Below are 14,870 nucleotides of genomic sequence, written 5' to 3' on the forward strand. Positions count from 1 at the left end.
GCGAAGCGTCCTGTACGACCACTTTGACGAAATGGTGAACGATGGAACCAGCGATAGATCCCGGCGTAACCGGCAACTCCCAGGATGCGCGTCGGATTCTGCAACGAACCAGAGGGAAAGCCACGGGATCGATTACCCGGCTGGCCAGCCCATCGGATATAGGACGATTGATCAAGCCGTTCGTATTCCTGGACTATATCGACGTTAAATCGCCGATCGAGGTCAACGGTCCCCTGCACCCCCATTCGGGCATCGCAACGCTCACGGCGCTCGTGGAAGGATCGTTCCATCATCAAGACAGCAAGGGGCAGCCGAAATCAATGAAGGCCGGCGGCATGGAATGGATGCAGGCGGGTCGCGGCATATGGCATGGGGGCCCCGCCGGAACCTCTGGCGCAGCAAAGCTCTATCAGCTGTGGATTGCGCTGCCGCCAACGCTTGAATTGAGTGCGCCGTATGAAATGTTCCTGGAACCGGACGAAGTGCCCTCGAATGGCCCCGCTCGGGTCATGATGGGCCGTATCGAAGGCGAGGCAAGTCCGGTAAGCGAGCCGCGGCCTATCACCTACCTGAACGTTCGCCTGAGAAAAGGCGAGCGTTGGCGCTACACGCCCCCGCGCGATCACGACGTGCTATGGATTTCCGTATATTCCGGATCTCTCGATGCGGGCGAGCAAGTTTCGGAAGGCGAATTAGTGGTATTCGAGCATTCCGAGCGTAGCGTCGACTTCTTTGCAAAAGAGGACTGTGGTTTTGTGCTTGGCTCAGCAACACACAGTCCATTCGATCTGGTCGAAGGCTATTACTCCGTGCATACGAATCCTGCCGCTCTGCAATCGGGTGAGCAGGAGATCGAGCGTCTGGGAGCACAACTATGCGCAGACGGCCGGCTCACTCCTGAACGGGCTGCTCAGGTTGCACACCAGATGTCGACAGTCACTACGAAGAGCTAGCCCCCGATCGGATCACGTGTCTAAAAAGGACCTTCAATCAGTGCATCCTCTGACAACCCGGTGCGGACTCACCATCGGGTGACTCGACGGCTCCGATCGCCATGGGCCAGCGTTAACCGCGTCGAATTCCAGGCTTCCCCGGTAGTGCCCACTCCACGTCCCGCCGATCACGCCTGAATACCAGTTGCCGCTGCGCTCGAGAGACCAGTGCAGAGTGGCAACATCGCCAGGCTTGACATCCACATGCGATGGGCCGCCGGTTGAATACGCATTTTGCCGCACCGTTACGGTACCGCGCTCGTGCCCGGTGTTACGCACCTTCACGTTGAGCTTGCGTTCGTGTTTGTCGTATGTAACCTCCACTTCCGGTTTGAAGCCCATGCGACGTGCGGTGTCGCGCAATTCACCGACTGCGTCGCGCGAATGCCACCCCGTAAACCGCGGTTCTGATGAGCGGCATTCTGTCGTCCGAAAGCTCGATTCCATCGATGAGGTTGGTCGGCAGGAACAGCAAATCTTTTTGCACTTCGCGGCTGTTGGAGAGGGTCTCGTGAAGCGTCAACGTGCCCAGGTCCACCACCTCGCGATCGTTGGGCCAAAGCTGACTTGGATCTTTGGTCTGATCGCCGCCTTCGGCAAGTTGGGCCGTGAGATGGAAGACGGCCGGCTTCTTCGCGAGGCGCTGCGGCAGATCGTCGATCAGAAAATCGGGAGATTGCTTGGCGGCCTCGTCGGCGGTCAGATACACGACCTGCTCTGGGGCCATGATGTACCGCACCGCCTGCCTGCGCCCAGCCTTGTCGACGAAGATAAAGGCGTTGAGGCCAAGGTACTCCTCGTGCGCAAAACTGTCAGGCGTACCCGCGGTATCGAAGGATGCGGAGACCGTCGGGTGGCGGGCCGCGAATTCATCGAAACGGGTCGGCTTGGGCGCGCCTTCGGGACTCTCGCTAATGGCCATCAGCAAGTCGCGAAATCCCTCTCCGGTCGCCATGGGGAAGGTCTTGACCGCGAGCATCACGATGTCGACTTCGGCCCCACCGGGCATATGGAACTTGACGGCCATGCCTTTGATATTACCAGGCGCGCCGTCCGGAATCGCCGGAATGCCGCCGTCGTTCGAACAGCGCACGGTGACGGGAATGCTGCTGCCGTCGAACAGCGCGGCGCGGCTCAATGCCGCCGCTGCGGGCGTGGCGACGAAGTTGCCTTTTGCGACGATGCCTTTTGCGTGGTTAACCCGGAAGCCCGGATGGGTTCCGTAGATCTTGTAGAAGATGTCGACGATCTGGGTTGCGAGGGCGGTGTAATCGTCGTCGGGTGCGGCCGGGGTTGGCTGGCTTTCCGCGGGGGCTTGGCTCATGGGGAACCTCCGGCTTGATCGTCGGGTGGGGGCTGCTGCCAAACGAAATCGGGCGTGCTAATCAAGTATGCACGGGGGCGTCGGTGTGCGATTGTCTGGAAACAAAGGTTTGTTCGAGCAGCCCGTGAATCTGTTCGGTTACAAGTTCGGCCCAGCGTCGATACTGTGAGCGCCCCGGGTGGAATCCGTCCTCCGCCATGTCTTCGGGGTGCGCGGCCCACTCGAGGGAGACGTAGCGCGCCGTCGGATCTCGTTCTATCCAATTCCGCAATGCCCGGTCTAATCGGATCGCGCAGCGGCCCAGATACCAGCGCAACGGATGAGGCGCAGCGGGGAGGATTCGCAGCGGCGGAAGCCCGGTCGCAACCAGGCCGACGGCGCCCGTTTGCTTGCGGAGTGTGTCTGCGAGCAGAACGTAATCGCGCAAGAATTGAGTTGGGTTGCGCTGCGACGTGACGTCATTCGTGCCGAGGGCTGTGATCAGGTAGTCGACCGGACAGAGTTTTCTATGCGTCAGTAGCTCTAGCGCCTCGCTTGTATTGACGCCGGATTTGGCGATCAATTGCCACGCGACGGACCTTCCCGTTCTCATCGCCAGGAGCTTCGCTACAGGCTGCGCCAACGCTTCAGCCTGGCTGCTCACTCCGACACCCGCGGCCGAGGAGTCGCCGACCACCAGGATGCGCAATGGCGCTGCCTCGGAATCGTATCCGCCCTCAACGCCGCTGCGAGGGCCAGTCGCTTCTGGCAAGCGCAATGCCGTTCGCCGTAGCCAGCGCGCCTGCACCAGCAAAATTGGGCCAAGTGCGATCTTATAAATTTTCAACATTGGTCATCATCGAGACGGAAAGTGAGCACGTCCTGCATAGCGGAATGGAAAGACGATAAGCAAATGGCGAGCGAGTTAGCTCACCGCATCGCATCATAGAACTGACTATGCGCCTCAGGAAGCGGCACAAAATGCCATCGTTCCGCTTCCGGATCGAATAGCGCCACCTGCATGCACTGATCAAGCTTGCCTCCGGTGGTCTTGATCGACTTCAATGCGATATCAGCCGCGCGGTGAATTCGCTCCGGCTGCCAGTCATGCAGAAGGGCATATGTTTCTCGCCATGCAAACAGGCCTGCCGCCTGATAAAGGCGATCGAGTTCACCGAGCACGATGTCGTCGAACGCCAATATCAGAGGGGGTTCCATTACGTGATACATCGCGCGACGATAAGTGGCAAACGTGCCCCTTGGATGCTGCAACAACTTCCCACCTATGGCCGGCCACGCCAGATGCACTTTGGCTAGCATGCCCCTCCCGTCCGGATCTCGAAACGTTTCCGGCGGCAGCTGGGAGGCCGGTACCGCCCAGCATTTATGCTTGGCGCGGTAAGACTGTTTGGCATCGATCACCGCGTCTACGGGAGACAAGTGGCAAACGATCGCGCGTCCGAATTCCGTTGCGTCGGTCCAAATACACACGCCACCGTCGTCATCGTTAAACGCAATGACATAGGCCGGCAAAATTTCGTAGAGGCGGCCGCTCCGCGAGCGGTAACTTTTCGTTTTCGGTTCCATCATGATGAAGACAAGGTCAATTGAGACGTGCGAGTTGGCGACGAGTTCGATATACCCGCAGTAGCGCAAGGCGGCTCGCTTATGTGGCGAGGCCTTAGATAGCCACTACTGTCTATGTTCAGAAAGCCGGCTCGGGAATCGTGCACGTACAAGTCGAAGAAACGAACCAGAAAGCGCGACAGCGTTGGGGGGTTTAGCCATGCTTCCCAATAGGCCTGCTCTGCTGCTGAGAGCGGTCGGTTTGCCGCGCTATTGCCGCCTGCGGTGGCGATTGTTCGGTCATACTCCGGCCGATCGGAGTTCCACAACTGCGTCAGATACGATCGCCAGTTGAGGGTGTCGGCGTCCACCTTCATACGCTCGTGAAACTGCTGGATGCGCTTCAGCTGCGCGTTGACTTCCGGGTTCGTTGAACAAGCATCTTTATAGAGCTCACATGGGTTGCGGCCGAAGCGGGCCTTCAGCCACCCGTAGTAGAGGCGCATGTGGGCGAATAGCTGATTCTCTAGTGTGCCGGTTTCTTTTACTGTTGCCATGTATTCGTTAAACAGCACTTTTACGGTCTCGTCGTATTCGAACAAGTCGTTGATCTTTGCGTCCGCGATTTTCGGGGCGATAAACGGCACGCCGCTGATTGCGGCTTCGAGACGCATACGATTCAATGCGATGCGCGCGAGCATATCGGAGCGCCCCTGCTCTTCAGGTTGATATCCACCGCCGACGTCAGAATGGACACCGGGCAGCACGATCTCCTCGCAGCATGCGCTATCGTTTCCCACGGATGTGAGTGGGAAGCAGGCACGCAACTCGTGCCCGGCGACCAGGTGCACGCACCGCTCTACTTGCTCAGGAATACGCAGGCGCAAGTCGGAAAGGTTATGAGCGGGCAAGCCGATCGATTCGACCGTGTCGAATAAGCCGAGGAAGCGAATGTGTAATGGCGCGGATTCGCCGTCGAGCGCTGTGTCGCACGGCCAGTGAGGGACGCCCTCTTTCATCGTGCATCGATCGAGCAAGCGGTTCACGAACGCGCGTGCTAGTGTCGCACCGCGCGAGAAGCCGAAGACGGCGATGTCGATGCGGGTTACTTTGTGGTTCAGCAGAAGGCCTTCTTCAAAATCAGTCACAGCCTTTGCTAAGCGCACGTCACAGCCAAGTCCAGCGCTCGCTCCGAGTACCTCGCTGTCGCGCACCTGTTCCCACCAGCTCGGGTTACTTGCATTGAGTTGGGTCCCCACGCCCGGATAGTAGAAGCTGTTGATAAGCGTGCCCTCATTCGGTACATGTCCCAAGTACAAGCGCGCTATATTCGACAGCTTCTGCTTTGGTTCATCCTCTTTTTGACTATTGCCCGTTCCATCGAAAAAGAAGGTAACCCAAGGCTTTTGTTCGCAGGTTGTGCAAGTCTGCAATTCTTCCGCATGAAGCTGTGTCGCCGTCTTCATCGACGCCAAGAAGGACATCGGTCTATCGGTTAGCCAGTCTTGCATCCTTAGTCTCCCATTTGACGCATAACACGGCGCCCGTAGATCAATTGATCAAGCCGCGAACTTGGCCGTCCGCCTAGCCCTATCAAGCTCCACATGAGTTCAGCCTCAACCTCATGTTCCGGAAAGAAGCGAACGACCAAGCGGTTCACTGCCTTCGGATCGCTTGATGTCTCCCCCCTCACAACGACCGCCTTGCGAAATGTCTTCCAGTTCGCCTCAGCTTCGTGGCGACCGCCGACTCGCCATTCGATGATCATTGTTTGGCCAGCCCCTGGAATTGGCGCGCAACACTCATTTTTACTGAGCCCCCCTTTCGAGAATTCTTGAACCTGGACACCCCCCATTCCTGTGGGATCACCGGAGGCGGTCAGAACGGAGAAATCCGGAACATAGTCTTCGCTGTAGTTCACGGCAGACACCCGGGCATCTACATACCCATGCGATCGCACAGACGCACATCCTGACAGCAGCCCCACAATTCCCAAGCAAAACACCAAGCAAACAATCCGTTTCATTCACCACGTCCTTACGATTCAAAGAAATTTCCCGCATCCCTTCACGGCTGCTACCACCGCCGCCACATCGGCTCTGGATCAGGCGGCTCGGCATGCATACTGATAGACACGCCGCCGCCGTAAAGAAACGTCACGATCGCCAAGCCTTCCCCTTCTGCACGCGGCAGCTCCCCTCGTACGACCGTGTCGTACGAGCATTCCCCGTATTGCACCCACCTCACCGTGACCTGTCTCCCCGGCACCGGTACATACGCAGACGCGATCTCCCTTCCGCGTTCGTGGCCAATACCGCTTTCTTCGATGCCACCAAGCGAAGCATGTGTGACGGTGCCCCGGCTGTCTCTCGTCGTGAGTTGCACGTTACGTTTGCCGTTACCCGCATCGTTGACTAGCCAAACTCGTACCGATACCTTTCCGAGCTGGCGCACTTCCTGTTGATACGCAAGCGTCGCCGCCTCGGTCGCGCGCTGCTTCGCCGTCACCGCGACTTCCGTCCAGACGTCTTCACCCACTGCCGCATACGCATCGGTAAGCGTCGTCTTTTTCGCGGCAAATCCGCCAAGTACCGCCTGCAACGCGGGATGATCGTCATAGCGTTCGCCGTAAAGAAGGCCATAGGCCGCGTACGTACACAGATCAATCTTTCGACTGATGCCATACGCAAGCGCACGCTCAACATGCGGTGAAACCTGCTTCAATTGCTTGTTCGCATGGAACAGGTGATTAAGCAGTTCTGGGCGCACTCGCCTCATCCATGCGTGAACTTGCATCGGTGACCCAACCCGCTGAAGCTCGCTGACCACATGTTCCGGTATCGGCAACGCATCCAATGCCTTAGGGATCGGCGAATTGTCTCCGGCCAGTTCGATCATTTCCTCGCGATGATTGATGCACCACCACGCCAGACATGGACCGAACATGTAGGCTCGCGCTTCGTCCGGAAGCGAACGATGGAGAGCCTCGAGATACGCAGGCTGGTAAAAGAAGAACCAAACGTCATCGCCGTCCGGCCCCAACCGCGCCTGCAGCAACGTTTGAAGATGCGCGACAAGCGGTTCGATATCGTGCGTAGACCACAACCACGAAGTAAACCTGCAATCGCGCTCGGTTAGTCCCAGCAACGACCGCTGCACCTTCAGCGACTCGACACAATCGGGTTTCGGACACGCAATCAGGAACGGACCGTTCTCCGAAAGGTCCTCCAGACCAGTGTCGCCGTACAAAGAGAAGCGCGGCAGGTCATTGATACCCTCGAGCAAACTACGCTTCCAGCTCGGCGGCATCGCTGCAAAGTCAACCAGCGCATATAGCCGCATCGTGGGATGCGTAGATTCGAACGCGGCATATTGCTCGCGAATGCGATCGAGCAATGGCTCGTCAAAACGAAATGTCATGGGTGTGGAAAAGAGAATGCAGTGTCAGATACGCGCGAAAGGGACGCTAGCGTGGCTCGCATGACGCGCGCACTCGATCCCGATCGGTTGAGGAAGCACAGGCAAATCCGAAGGCATGGTCCGTGGTCCCTCGCCGTGCAGGCCACTAGCCCGCCAGGTACGATTGCCCTTCGTTCCGTCCTCGATACCGGAGGACGTAATGCAGATATAAGAGCCCCCGCATTTCAGGATTAGCTTCTCCTTCGCCTCGATCACAACGCTCCCGTTGGAACTGGTGATGGTCGTATTCTTGTTCGATGCGATCCTGATCTCGTCGCTGTGCGCCTGAATATCGATGTTGCCGCGCGACGCAAAGAGCTTGATGCCAAGCCGATGAACGAACATCGACAACATGCCCCCCGCGGCAACGACTACATTCTTCATCGCGCTCACGTTAAATGCGGATGACGTCGCAGCGCTGATGTCGTTACCCGCAGCAACGAGCACTCGGTTAGGCGTGGACAAACCAATTCCGTCCGGTGCCGACAAGGCAATCACCGCTTTCTTAAGGCCCGCCAATTCCTCTTTAAGCCATCGGTTTTCCCCCTTTACGTCAACGTTTTCCGCTTGCGCGGCGCGTGCGACGTCAGCCAGTTCCTGTGCCTGCGCAAGGGTGGCGCGAAAGTGGTCGAGTGCGGCCTCCATGTCCGTCTGTTCGCCGACAGCACGCGCCTGCATATACGCTGACAAAAGCATGCCGCCGCCAGCCCGGACGCAGCCTTTAAGATCGGTGCGCAGTTCGAATCCGTTGCCGCGAAACTTGCGGTCGCGATTCACCGTATAGCCGAGGTTGAGTTGCGTTTTGCCTTGCTCGGTGGCGACCTTGATGTGTTCCTCGCCGGGCCAGTCTTCGAACTCGAACGTGTTGTTCGATCGCGTGCGTAGCGTGCTGCGGCTGTTCCAGCGCCGCGTCGATACGATCGGGTCCGGGTCGCGCGAATTGTGAAGCACCTGGCTGATGTACGGCATATCCGGATTGCCGTGATGGAAGGCAACCGTGACCTCGGCACCTTCTACCAGACCAAAGTGGAAGCCGGTTTCATCGGCGCCGGCAAACGGCTTGGCAAGCCGCATCGGGCAGCTATTCAAACCGGGACGACGTTCGTCGCGATCGAGGTGAAGACTAACGATGTACTCACCGTTCTCGTCGACGTAAGGCTCCTTGTAATCGCCCGGCGACGCGATATAGCCGGTGATCGAGCCGTGAATCCTGGGCCATGTGTGCTCCATCAACGGGAGACGGTAGAGCCGATCGCAGGGAATCGCGGTGAAGGCCACATGGTACGAACTGCTGCGCGAGGCACTGCACTTCACGCTGACAGCCAGAAGACCATACTTCGCGTCGGGCAAATCGCGATTGGACAGCTTGACGACGCTCGCCGGCGTCAGATCCAGCATATCGCCCGTGCCTTCGTATAGAACCTGGCCGGCTAGCGCGGCCTCGCGCCTAAGGAGCGCTTCCTGTTCCGCTTCTGCTTTGCTCAAGCGAGCCGTGCCCCATGTATACGTTTCGCCGTAGGTGGTGCGGTCGTCGTGAATCAGGTTGGTGCTTTCAACCGGGATAGGCGCGTTGCGATAGTCGTATGCACGCACCGCGTAACTGGCGGGGATCGTTTTCGCGTGCATTTTGAGCGTGTGGACGGACTCGGCACCGTTGCTGTTCAGACCGCTGTATTCCTTGTGCAGTACGGTCAGGTTCGGTACGCGCCGGTAGTGCGTCAGGTCGTCGCCAAAGCGCACGGTTTCGCAGTGCTTGCCCTCCTCGCATACGAACCAGATTCCGCTGCGGCGGCATAGGCGCGTGATGAAGGTCAGATCGTCTTCTTCCCATTGCATGACGAACGCACGCTTTCGATATTCGCGGTACAGATTGAATTCGAAACGTCCGAGGATCATGTCGAACTGATGTTCACGCAGAATTTTCTCGATGATTTCCGGAAAGCTCGCATCGAGAAAAAATCGACTTTTCGGGGCGTTGCGTAGCAGCGCGAGACGCGACTCCAATACCACCTCGTAGGTGCTTTGGTCGCGACTACTTTGCTGTTGAGTGAAGCCGGTAATCACGCCTTGCACGCGTCGCTCCGGTTCGGGCTCTCGCGTGTGGGACGGGTCGTGACGCGGTTGAATGACCAGTGATGCCGGCTTGTTGAGATATTCGCTGCGTGAAAGATCGTGGCTCGTGTGGGTAAAGCGGATTACATAGCGGGTCGGCTGTCCGATTGCGCGCTCGCCGTCGAAGCTAAAGATGTCGGCTTGGTCGGCACTGCGGGCTTGCGGTACGTCGAGGCGGTATTGGCGGTGCGGGTGTGTCGTTGCGTTGGCGCTGGTCATTTTCGTTTAAAGCTCAGGTGTTAGCTTGTCGATAAACCTCAACCCGGGGGCGTAGCGAGCGACGACTCGCGGGTTTTCGTGACACCCGCAAGCCACGTAATCGCCGCTGATCGCCTGCTTCAAACCGCCTAATGCCTGGTTGGTGGGACGCATGTCCATCGACATGCCCGAGCCACCGACGATCACGCCCATCGACTTGCATTGCGCGCACCACGCGCTGTGCCCGACGTATGCGATATTTCGCTTCTTCCCCTGATCGTCTTCGACTGTGTCTTGATGCGGTGGCACCATCACGTAACCACCGCTCGTTAGCGGATCGCCGTCTACGATGGCGTAAAAGATTCGCGTCATGTTTGGTGCTCCGGCTTATTGACGCGTGATTGCGACGCTGGTGCCGATATGGCGTGGCCTGAGATAGCCGCTGCTGTCGATATTCAAAAAGCCGGCGCGGGAATCATGCACGTACAAGTCGAAGAAACGGATCAGGTTGCGCGACAACGTTGGAGGGTTTAGCCATGCTTCCCAATAGGCTTGCTCCGCTGCTGACAACGGCCGGTTCGTCACCGTGTCGCCGCCCGCGGTGGCGATCGTGCGGTCGTATTCCGGCCGATCGGATTGCCACAACTGCGTCAGATACGCTCGCCAATTGAGCGTGTCGGCATCCACCTTCATACGCTCGTGAAACTGCTGGATCCGCTTCAGCTGGGCGTCGACTTCCGGGTTCGTTGAACAGGCATCTTTGTAGAGCTCGCATGGGTTGCGGCCGAAGCGGGCCTTCAGCCAACCGTAGTACAGGCGCATGTGGGCGAATAGCTGATGCTCCAGTGTGCCGTTCTCTTTCACTGCTCCCATGTATTCGTTAAACAGCGCTTTTACGGTCTCGTCGTATTCGAACAGGTTGTTCACTTCTTTTTCCGCGAGCTTTGGGGCGGTAAACGGTACGCCGCTGATTGCGGCCTCGAGACGCATACGATTCAACGCGATGCGCGCGAGCATATCGGAGCGCCCCTGCTCTTCAGGTTGATATCCGCCGCCGACGTCGGAATGAACACCGGGCAACACGATCTCCTCGCATGCGCTGCCGTTACCCACGGCAGTCAGCGGGAAGCAGGCACGCAGTTCGTGACCGGCTACCAAGTGCACGCACCGCTCTACCTGCTCAGGAATACGCAGGCGCAAGTCGGAAAGGTTATGAGCGGGCATGCCGATCGATTCGACTGTGTCGAATAAGCCGAGAAAGCGAATGTGTAACGGCGCGGATTCGCCGTCGAGTGCTGTGTCGCACGGCCAATGAAGGACGCTGTCTTTCATCGTGCATCGGTCGAGCAATCGGTTCACGAACGCGCGTGCTAGTGTCGCGCCGCGCGAGAAGCCGAAGACGGCGATGTCGATGCGGGTTACTTTGTTGTTCTTGCGAAGGTTAAAGTAAAAATCAGACTCAGCCCGCACTAACCGCGCGTCGCTGCCAAGCCCGGCGCCAGCCCCCAATACCTCGCTGTCACGGACGTTTTCCCACCAGCCCGCATCGCCTGCGTTGAGTGGACTCCCAACGCCTGGGTAATAGAAGCGATTGATGAGTGGCGTCTCCTCAAAGGCATGCCCCGAATACAAGCGGGCGATATTCGACAGCTTGTGTTTGGGTTCATCGATGCGAGAATTGTTGCCTGTTCCGTCGAAGAAGAAGGTGAACCACGGCTGTTGCTCACAAGTAGCGCAGGTCGAAAACTCTTCAGCATGAAGTTGCGTTGCCGTCTTCATCGACCTTAAAAAGTCCGTCGGACTATCAGTTAGCCAGTCCTGCATCGTCATTCCCCTAGCTGTCGCATCACACGGTGTCCATAAAACAATTGGTCGACCCGTGGACTTGATTTGGCATATGGCTTTGCCCACTCCCAAACGAATTCGGCCTCTACCTCATGTTGAGGGAAAAAACGGATGATCAGAAAATTTCCGGTCTCAGGGTCGTTTGATGTCTCTCCCTTCACCACGACGTCCTTACTAAATGTCTTCCACGTCGCTTCAGCATCGTTATGCCCTCCAACGCGCCAGACCACTTTGATTGTCTGACCTACGCCGGGGACCGAGGCGTAGCCCATGTGGCCACCGCTGGTTCCTCCCCTCGAGAATTCACTAACCTGGATACCTTCTAGTCCGGTTCGCTGGCCTGATTCGGTAAGAACCCAAAACTCCTGGACGTAGTCCTCGGTGTAGTTTGCAGCCCACGCCGGTGCACTAACATAACCGCGCGACTGTACCGATGCGCATCCGTAGGTAAGAGACATCACGACGATGAAAAGCGATAAGTAAGCAATTCGCGCGAATGAAATACCCATTCATGTGCTCCTAAGCGGCAAACAAACAATTCGTCTCACTCACTAGTCTCCCATTTGCCGCATGACGCGGCGCCCGTAGAGCAACTGATCAAGGCGCGGGCTTGGTTGTCCATGCGGACCCGTCCACTCCCACATGAATTCAGCCTCTACCTGATGCTCGGGAAAGAAGCGAACGACCAGATAGTTCGTCGCTTTCGGATCGCTTGATGTCTCCCCTCTCACAACGATCGCTTTTCGAAACGTATTCCAGTTCGACTCAGCTTCTTGACGACCGCCGATGCGCCACTCGACAATCATCGTTCGGCCAGCATTAGGGATTGGCGCGCAACACTCGGTTCCGCTCTGACCTCCTTTTGAGAACTCCTGAACCTGGATGCCTCCCATTCCCGTACGCTCGCCGGCCGCAGTCAAAATCGAGAAATCTGGAACATAGTCTTCGCTGTAATTCACCGCAGACACAGATGCCGTCACGTAGTTACCGGATCGCGCAGACGCGCACGCGCAGAGCATCGCCGCGATCTCCACGTAAAGCATCAAGCAAATAATTCGTTTCACTCACTAGTCTCCCATTTGACGCATGACGCGGCGCCCGTAAAACAGCTGATCAAGCCGCGGACTTGGCTCACCGTGTGGTCCTGGCGCTTCCCAGACGAATTCGGCCTCCACTTGCTGTTCTGGAAAGAAGCGAACAATGAGAAGATTCCACGCGTTCGGACCGCTTAATGCCTCCCCCCGTACAACAATGGCTTTGCGAAATGTCTTCCAGTTCGCTTCGGGTTCGTGGTGACGACCCACGCGCCATTCGACAAGCAGGGTTTGGCCCGGTCCCGGAATCGGTGCACAACATTCTTGTTTACTGAGGCCGCCTTTTGAAAACTCCTGAACCTGGTCCCCTCCCATTCCCGTATGCTTGCCGGTCGGAGTGAGAATCGAAAAGTCAGGAACATAGTCTTCGGAGTAGTTCACTCCGGTCACCCGTGCATCTACATAGCCATGTGATCGCACAGACGCACATCCGCAAAGCAGCCCGGCAATCCCCAAGCAAAACAACAAGCAAACAATCCGTTTCATTCACCACGTCCCTTTAGTCAAAAAGTCCGGCATCCATTCAAAGTTTTTCCAACTGCCACGACACAAGCGCTAGATCAAGCTGCGGCGCCGCGCTCATCGACCGGAACGAATTCCATCGAAAGGCAAGGCGTGCGATGAGGGCTATCGGTGATCACGTCACCGTTCTCGAGCATGCTTCCGACCACAGCAAACGCGAGCTGCTCATTGCCACGCATGCCGACGCCGGTGACCACGCGCGCGCGGCTTCCGTCCTGATACTCCACGCAATCGCCGATACGGGCAGCCTTGCGGTCCGTTCCCGGCACCTCCCAATCGCTGGTTGCGTGCGTGAGCACGCCGCCGCGCGCGGTCGTCGATCCGCGAACGACAAAACGGTGATCAGGTCCGCGTGACGGCGGCGTCCACGCTGCATCGAACAAGCCTGGAATCACTTTCCCGTCCGGAACAAACAAGGTCATGCGAAGGCTTTGCCAAGGCGTTTCGATGATCCGGTCGCCGTTGCTCAGACTGCTCCCGACCAGCGCCGCGGGACGATTACCGATGACACGCGCAGCGCCAGCACCGTCCGTGACGACGGCTTCGCTTCCGCCGGCATAGGTCACCACATCGCCGACGCGCGCAATGCCGAGGCCACCGATTGAGACCATCGATCCGGTCGTGACGCGTCCGCCTCGCTCCGTGAGCGCGCCGACGGTTGCATAGCAATACGTCTTCCCTTTCTGTTCTTGTTCTGACATGTCCATTTCTTAGTGCGTGGATGAATCGCGCTGACGGTCTTAGCACTTGCTTATCTCGAACGAGATAAGCACGACAAATTACGCGAGCTAAGACGCCACGTCTATTGGACGATTCTTAGCGTTTCTAATGCTGTTTTTGAATTTCTTTGGACACGGAGAGAAACTGCTTACTGCACGGGGGATTGCGAGGTTTTGATTGCTTCAAGCAGGCTTTAAGACTTCGCTTGTTGGGATTATCTTTAGCCCGTACAAGTCATTGCATTCATGCATCCGATCATCGAAAATATGATGAATCGCTAAAGAACGTGAAGCGCGTTCTTTCCACAGCAAACGGAATGAGAAGAAGGGAGAGCAGGAAGGAGATAGAGCGCGGGTCGCAAGGGTTGCAGCCCTCACGGCCCGCTAACCACAACCAACTCATGAAGGGAGTTGACCATGGCTAAACGCAATCATAAAACAGAGGACGGCAATTCGGTTCGCTACTTGACCGTGTCGAGACTACGCCAGCCGTTTTATCGGCCGAAGGGATGGCCGTTTTGGAAGAACACGCCCGCGGATTATCCGCCTGCGCCCTGGATTCGTCTGTCGGGGCAATGGCTGAGAGAGGCGGGGTTTGAGATTTCCGACAAGGTGCGCGTGGAAGTGCAGAAGGGGAAGTTGGTGATTACGCCGGCTTGATTTGAGGGGGGAGGACCAGAGGGTGGTAGGCTCTGGTCCACAACGGATCTACCCGGCTTCGTCAAGACTTAGACCCTCAGGTCATTGCGTCGCTTGGAGATTCGCTTGCTACTCCATCTCGGACGGTCACTCATGCCTTGCGGGATGAGGTAAATTTGCAGCGGCTAGCCTCATTTCCTCGCAAGCGCCTTAAATAGGTGCTCCAAGCTGTGATGTTTCTCATTTTAGAACTCGATTACCCCATCGCTACGAAGATACGCTAGGGCAGTCGCGTTCACACCCGGTTCCAACTTCCCCTTAAAAGTAATCGGGCACGCAAGCCACGCATTGGTGTCGTGGATTTCCCATGCGACTACAGCTTCCGAGATGCATCAACACCTTTGCCTCTACAGATGTCGCT

At 57.4% G+C, this 14,870-nt stretch carries 16 protein-coding genes; 2 read left to right on the forward strand and 14 right to left on the reverse strand.

All coding sequences use genetic code 11. The annotated features are described in order from the left end of the window. Positions 1-167: 167 nt before the first annotated feature. On the forward strand, positions 168-953 hold the full coding sequence (locus tag KZJ38_RS18690; RefSeq protein ID WP_246641547.1) for a pirin family protein: 786 nt from the start codon (positions 168-170) through the stop codon (positions 951-953). 33 nt (positions 954-986) lie between these two features. Here the strand turns inward: KZJ38_RS18690 and KZJ38_RS37180 are convergent, their stop codons facing one another. The 14 genes from KZJ38_RS37180 to KZJ38_RS18760 form a co-directional block, all read right to left on the reverse strand. Beyond that, positions 987-1,439, reverse strand: coding sequence for a phospholipase domain-containing protein (locus KZJ38_RS37180; protein ID WP_425518259.1), 453 nt, complete (start codon positions 1,437-1,439; stop codon positions 987-989). Beyond that, the gene (locus tag KZJ38_RS18700; RefSeq protein WP_219797659.1) at positions 1,357-2,316 is read right to left on the reverse strand and encodes a catalase family peroxidase; all 960 of its coding nucleotides are present in this window, start codon (positions 2,314-2,316) and stop codon (positions 1,357-1,359) included. The genes KZJ38_RS37180 and KZJ38_RS18700 overlap by 83 nt, the downstream gene beginning before the upstream one ends. A 61-nt stretch (positions 2,317-2,377) precedes the next feature. Continuing rightward, a complete protein-coding gene (locus KZJ38_RS18705) occupies positions 2,378-3,145 on the reverse strand; it encodes an SGNH/GDSL hydrolase family protein (RefSeq protein WP_219797660.1) in 768 nt (255 codons plus the stop codon). 80 nt (positions 3,146-3,225) lie between these two features. Beyond that, entirely contained in the window at positions 3,226-3,885 is a 660-nt protein-coding gene (locus tag KZJ38_RS18710) for a hypothetical protein (protein ID WP_219797661.1), read from the reverse strand. Further along, entirely contained in the window at positions 3,882-5,345 is a 1,464-nt protein-coding gene (locus tag KZJ38_RS18715) for a T6SS phospholipase effector Tle1-like catalytic domain-containing protein (protein ID WP_246641548.1), read from the reverse strand. Before KZJ38_RS18715 ends, KZJ38_RS18710 begins: the two co-directional genes overlap by 4 nt. Before the next feature lie 29 nt (positions 5,346-5,374). Continuing rightward, complete coding sequence (locus KZJ38_RS18720; protein ID WP_246641549.1) at positions 5,375-5,782, reverse strand: DUF3304 domain-containing protein; 408 nt, start codon at positions 5,780-5,782, stop codon at positions 5,375-5,377. A 155-nt stretch (positions 5,783-5,937) separates the two neighbouring features. After that, positions 5,938-7,281: a DUF4123 domain-containing protein gene (locus KZJ38_RS18725; RefSeq protein WP_219797664.1), complete on the reverse strand. Its 1,344-nt coding sequence runs from the start codon at positions 7,279-7,281 to the stop codon at positions 5,938-5,940. Positions 7,282-7,305: 24 nt separating this feature from the next. After that, a complete protein-coding gene (locus tag KZJ38_RS18730; protein ID WP_219797665.1) occupies positions 7,306-9,651 on the reverse strand; it encodes a type VI secretion system Vgr family protein in 2,346 nt (781 codons plus the stop codon). Positions 9,652-9,657: 6 nt separating this feature from the next. Then, positions 9,658-10,002: a PAAR domain-containing protein gene (locus tag KZJ38_RS18735; protein WP_219797666.1), complete on the reverse strand. Its 345-nt coding sequence runs from the start codon at positions 10,000-10,002 to the stop codon at positions 9,658-9,660. 15 nt (positions 10,003-10,017) lie between these two features. Further along, on the reverse strand, positions 10,018-11,409 hold the full coding sequence (locus KZJ38_RS18740; RefSeq protein WP_246641550.1) for a T6SS phospholipase effector Tle1-like catalytic domain-containing protein: 1,392 nt from the start codon (positions 11,407-11,409) through the stop codon (positions 10,018-10,020). Between the two features lie 47 nt (positions 11,410-11,456). After that, entirely contained in the window at positions 11,457-11,984 is a 528-nt protein-coding gene (locus tag KZJ38_RS18745; protein WP_219797667.1) for a hypothetical protein, read from the reverse strand. Positions 11,985-12,026: 42 nt separating this feature from the next. Next, positions 12,027-12,539, reverse strand: coding sequence for a DUF3304 domain-containing protein (locus tag KZJ38_RS18750; RefSeq protein WP_246641551.1), 513 nt, complete (start codon positions 12,537-12,539; stop codon positions 12,027-12,029). Positions 12,540-12,542: 3 nt separating this feature from the next. Continuing rightward, entirely contained in the window at positions 12,543-12,950 is a 408-nt protein-coding gene (locus tag KZJ38_RS18755; RefSeq protein ID WP_219797668.1) for a DUF3304 domain-containing protein, read from the reverse strand. Between the two features lie 179 nt (positions 12,951-13,129). Beyond that, on the reverse strand, positions 13,130-13,792 hold the full coding sequence (locus KZJ38_RS18760; protein ID WP_219797669.1) for a PAAR domain-containing protein: 663 nt from the start codon (positions 13,790-13,792) through the stop codon (positions 13,130-13,132). A gap of 435 nt (positions 13,793-14,227) precedes the next feature. Here KZJ38_RS18760 and KZJ38_RS18765 point away from each other — a divergent pair, with 435 nt between their 5' ends. Next, entirely contained in the window at positions 14,228-14,470 is a 243-nt protein-coding gene (locus KZJ38_RS18765; protein WP_219797670.1) for a SymE family type I addiction module toxin, read from the forward strand. Positions 14,471-14,870: the final 400 nt, after the last annotated feature.

The sequence above is a fragment of the Paraburkholderia edwinii genome, assembly GCF_019428685.1.
GTDB lineage: Bacteria > Pseudomonadota > Gammaproteobacteria > Burkholderiales > Burkholderiaceae > Paraburkholderia > Paraburkholderia edwinii.

Bases quoted from the DNA above. Each gene is read 5' to 3' on its own strand.
- KZJ38_RS18730 (WP_219797665.1), bottom strand. From the start codon at position 9,651: ATGACCAGCGCCAACGCAACGACACACCCGCACCGCCAATACCGCCTC.
- KZJ38_RS18745 (WP_219797667.1), bottom strand. From the start codon at position 11,984: ATGGGTATTTCATTCGCGCGAATTGCTTACTTATCGCTTTTCATCGTC.
- KZJ38_RS18760 (WP_219797669.1), bottom strand. From the start codon at position 13,792: ATGTCAGAACAAGAACAGAAAGGGAAGACGTATTGCTATGCAACCGTC.
- KZJ38_RS18715 (WP_246641548.1), bottom strand. From the start codon at position 5,345: ATGTCCTTCTTGGCGTCGATGAAGACGGCGACACAGCTTCATGCGGAA.
- KZJ38_RS18740 (WP_246641550.1), bottom strand. From the start codon at position 11,409: ATGAAGACGGCAACGCAACTTCATGCTGAAGAGTTTTCGACCTGCGCT.
- KZJ38_RS18700 (WP_219797659.1), bottom strand. From the start codon at position 2,316: ATGAGCCAAGCCCCCGCGGAAAGCCAGCCAACCCCGGCCGCACCCGAC.
- KZJ38_RS37180 (WP_425518259.1), bottom strand. From the start codon at position 1,439: ATGGAATCGAGCTTTCGGACGACAGAATGCCGCTCATCAGAACCGCGG.
- KZJ38_RS18725 (WP_219797664.1), bottom strand. From the start codon at position 7,281: ATGACATTTCGTTTTGACGAGCCATTGCTCGATCGCATTCGCGAGCAA.
- KZJ38_RS18705 (WP_219797660.1), bottom strand. From the start codon at position 3,145: ATGTTGAAAATTTATAAGATCGCACTTGGCCCAATTTTGCTGGTGCAG.
- KZJ38_RS18710 (WP_219797661.1), bottom strand. From the start codon at position 3,885: ATGATGGAACCGAAAACGAAAAGTTACCGCTCGCGGAGCGGCCGCCTC.
- KZJ38_RS18735 (WP_219797666.1), bottom strand. From the start codon at position 10,002: ATGACGCGAATCTTTTACGCCATCGTAGACGGCGATCCGCTAACGAGC.
- KZJ38_RS18765 (WP_219797670.1), top strand. From the start codon at position 14,228: ATGGCTAAACGCAATCATAAAACAGAGGACGGCAATTCGGTTCGCTAC.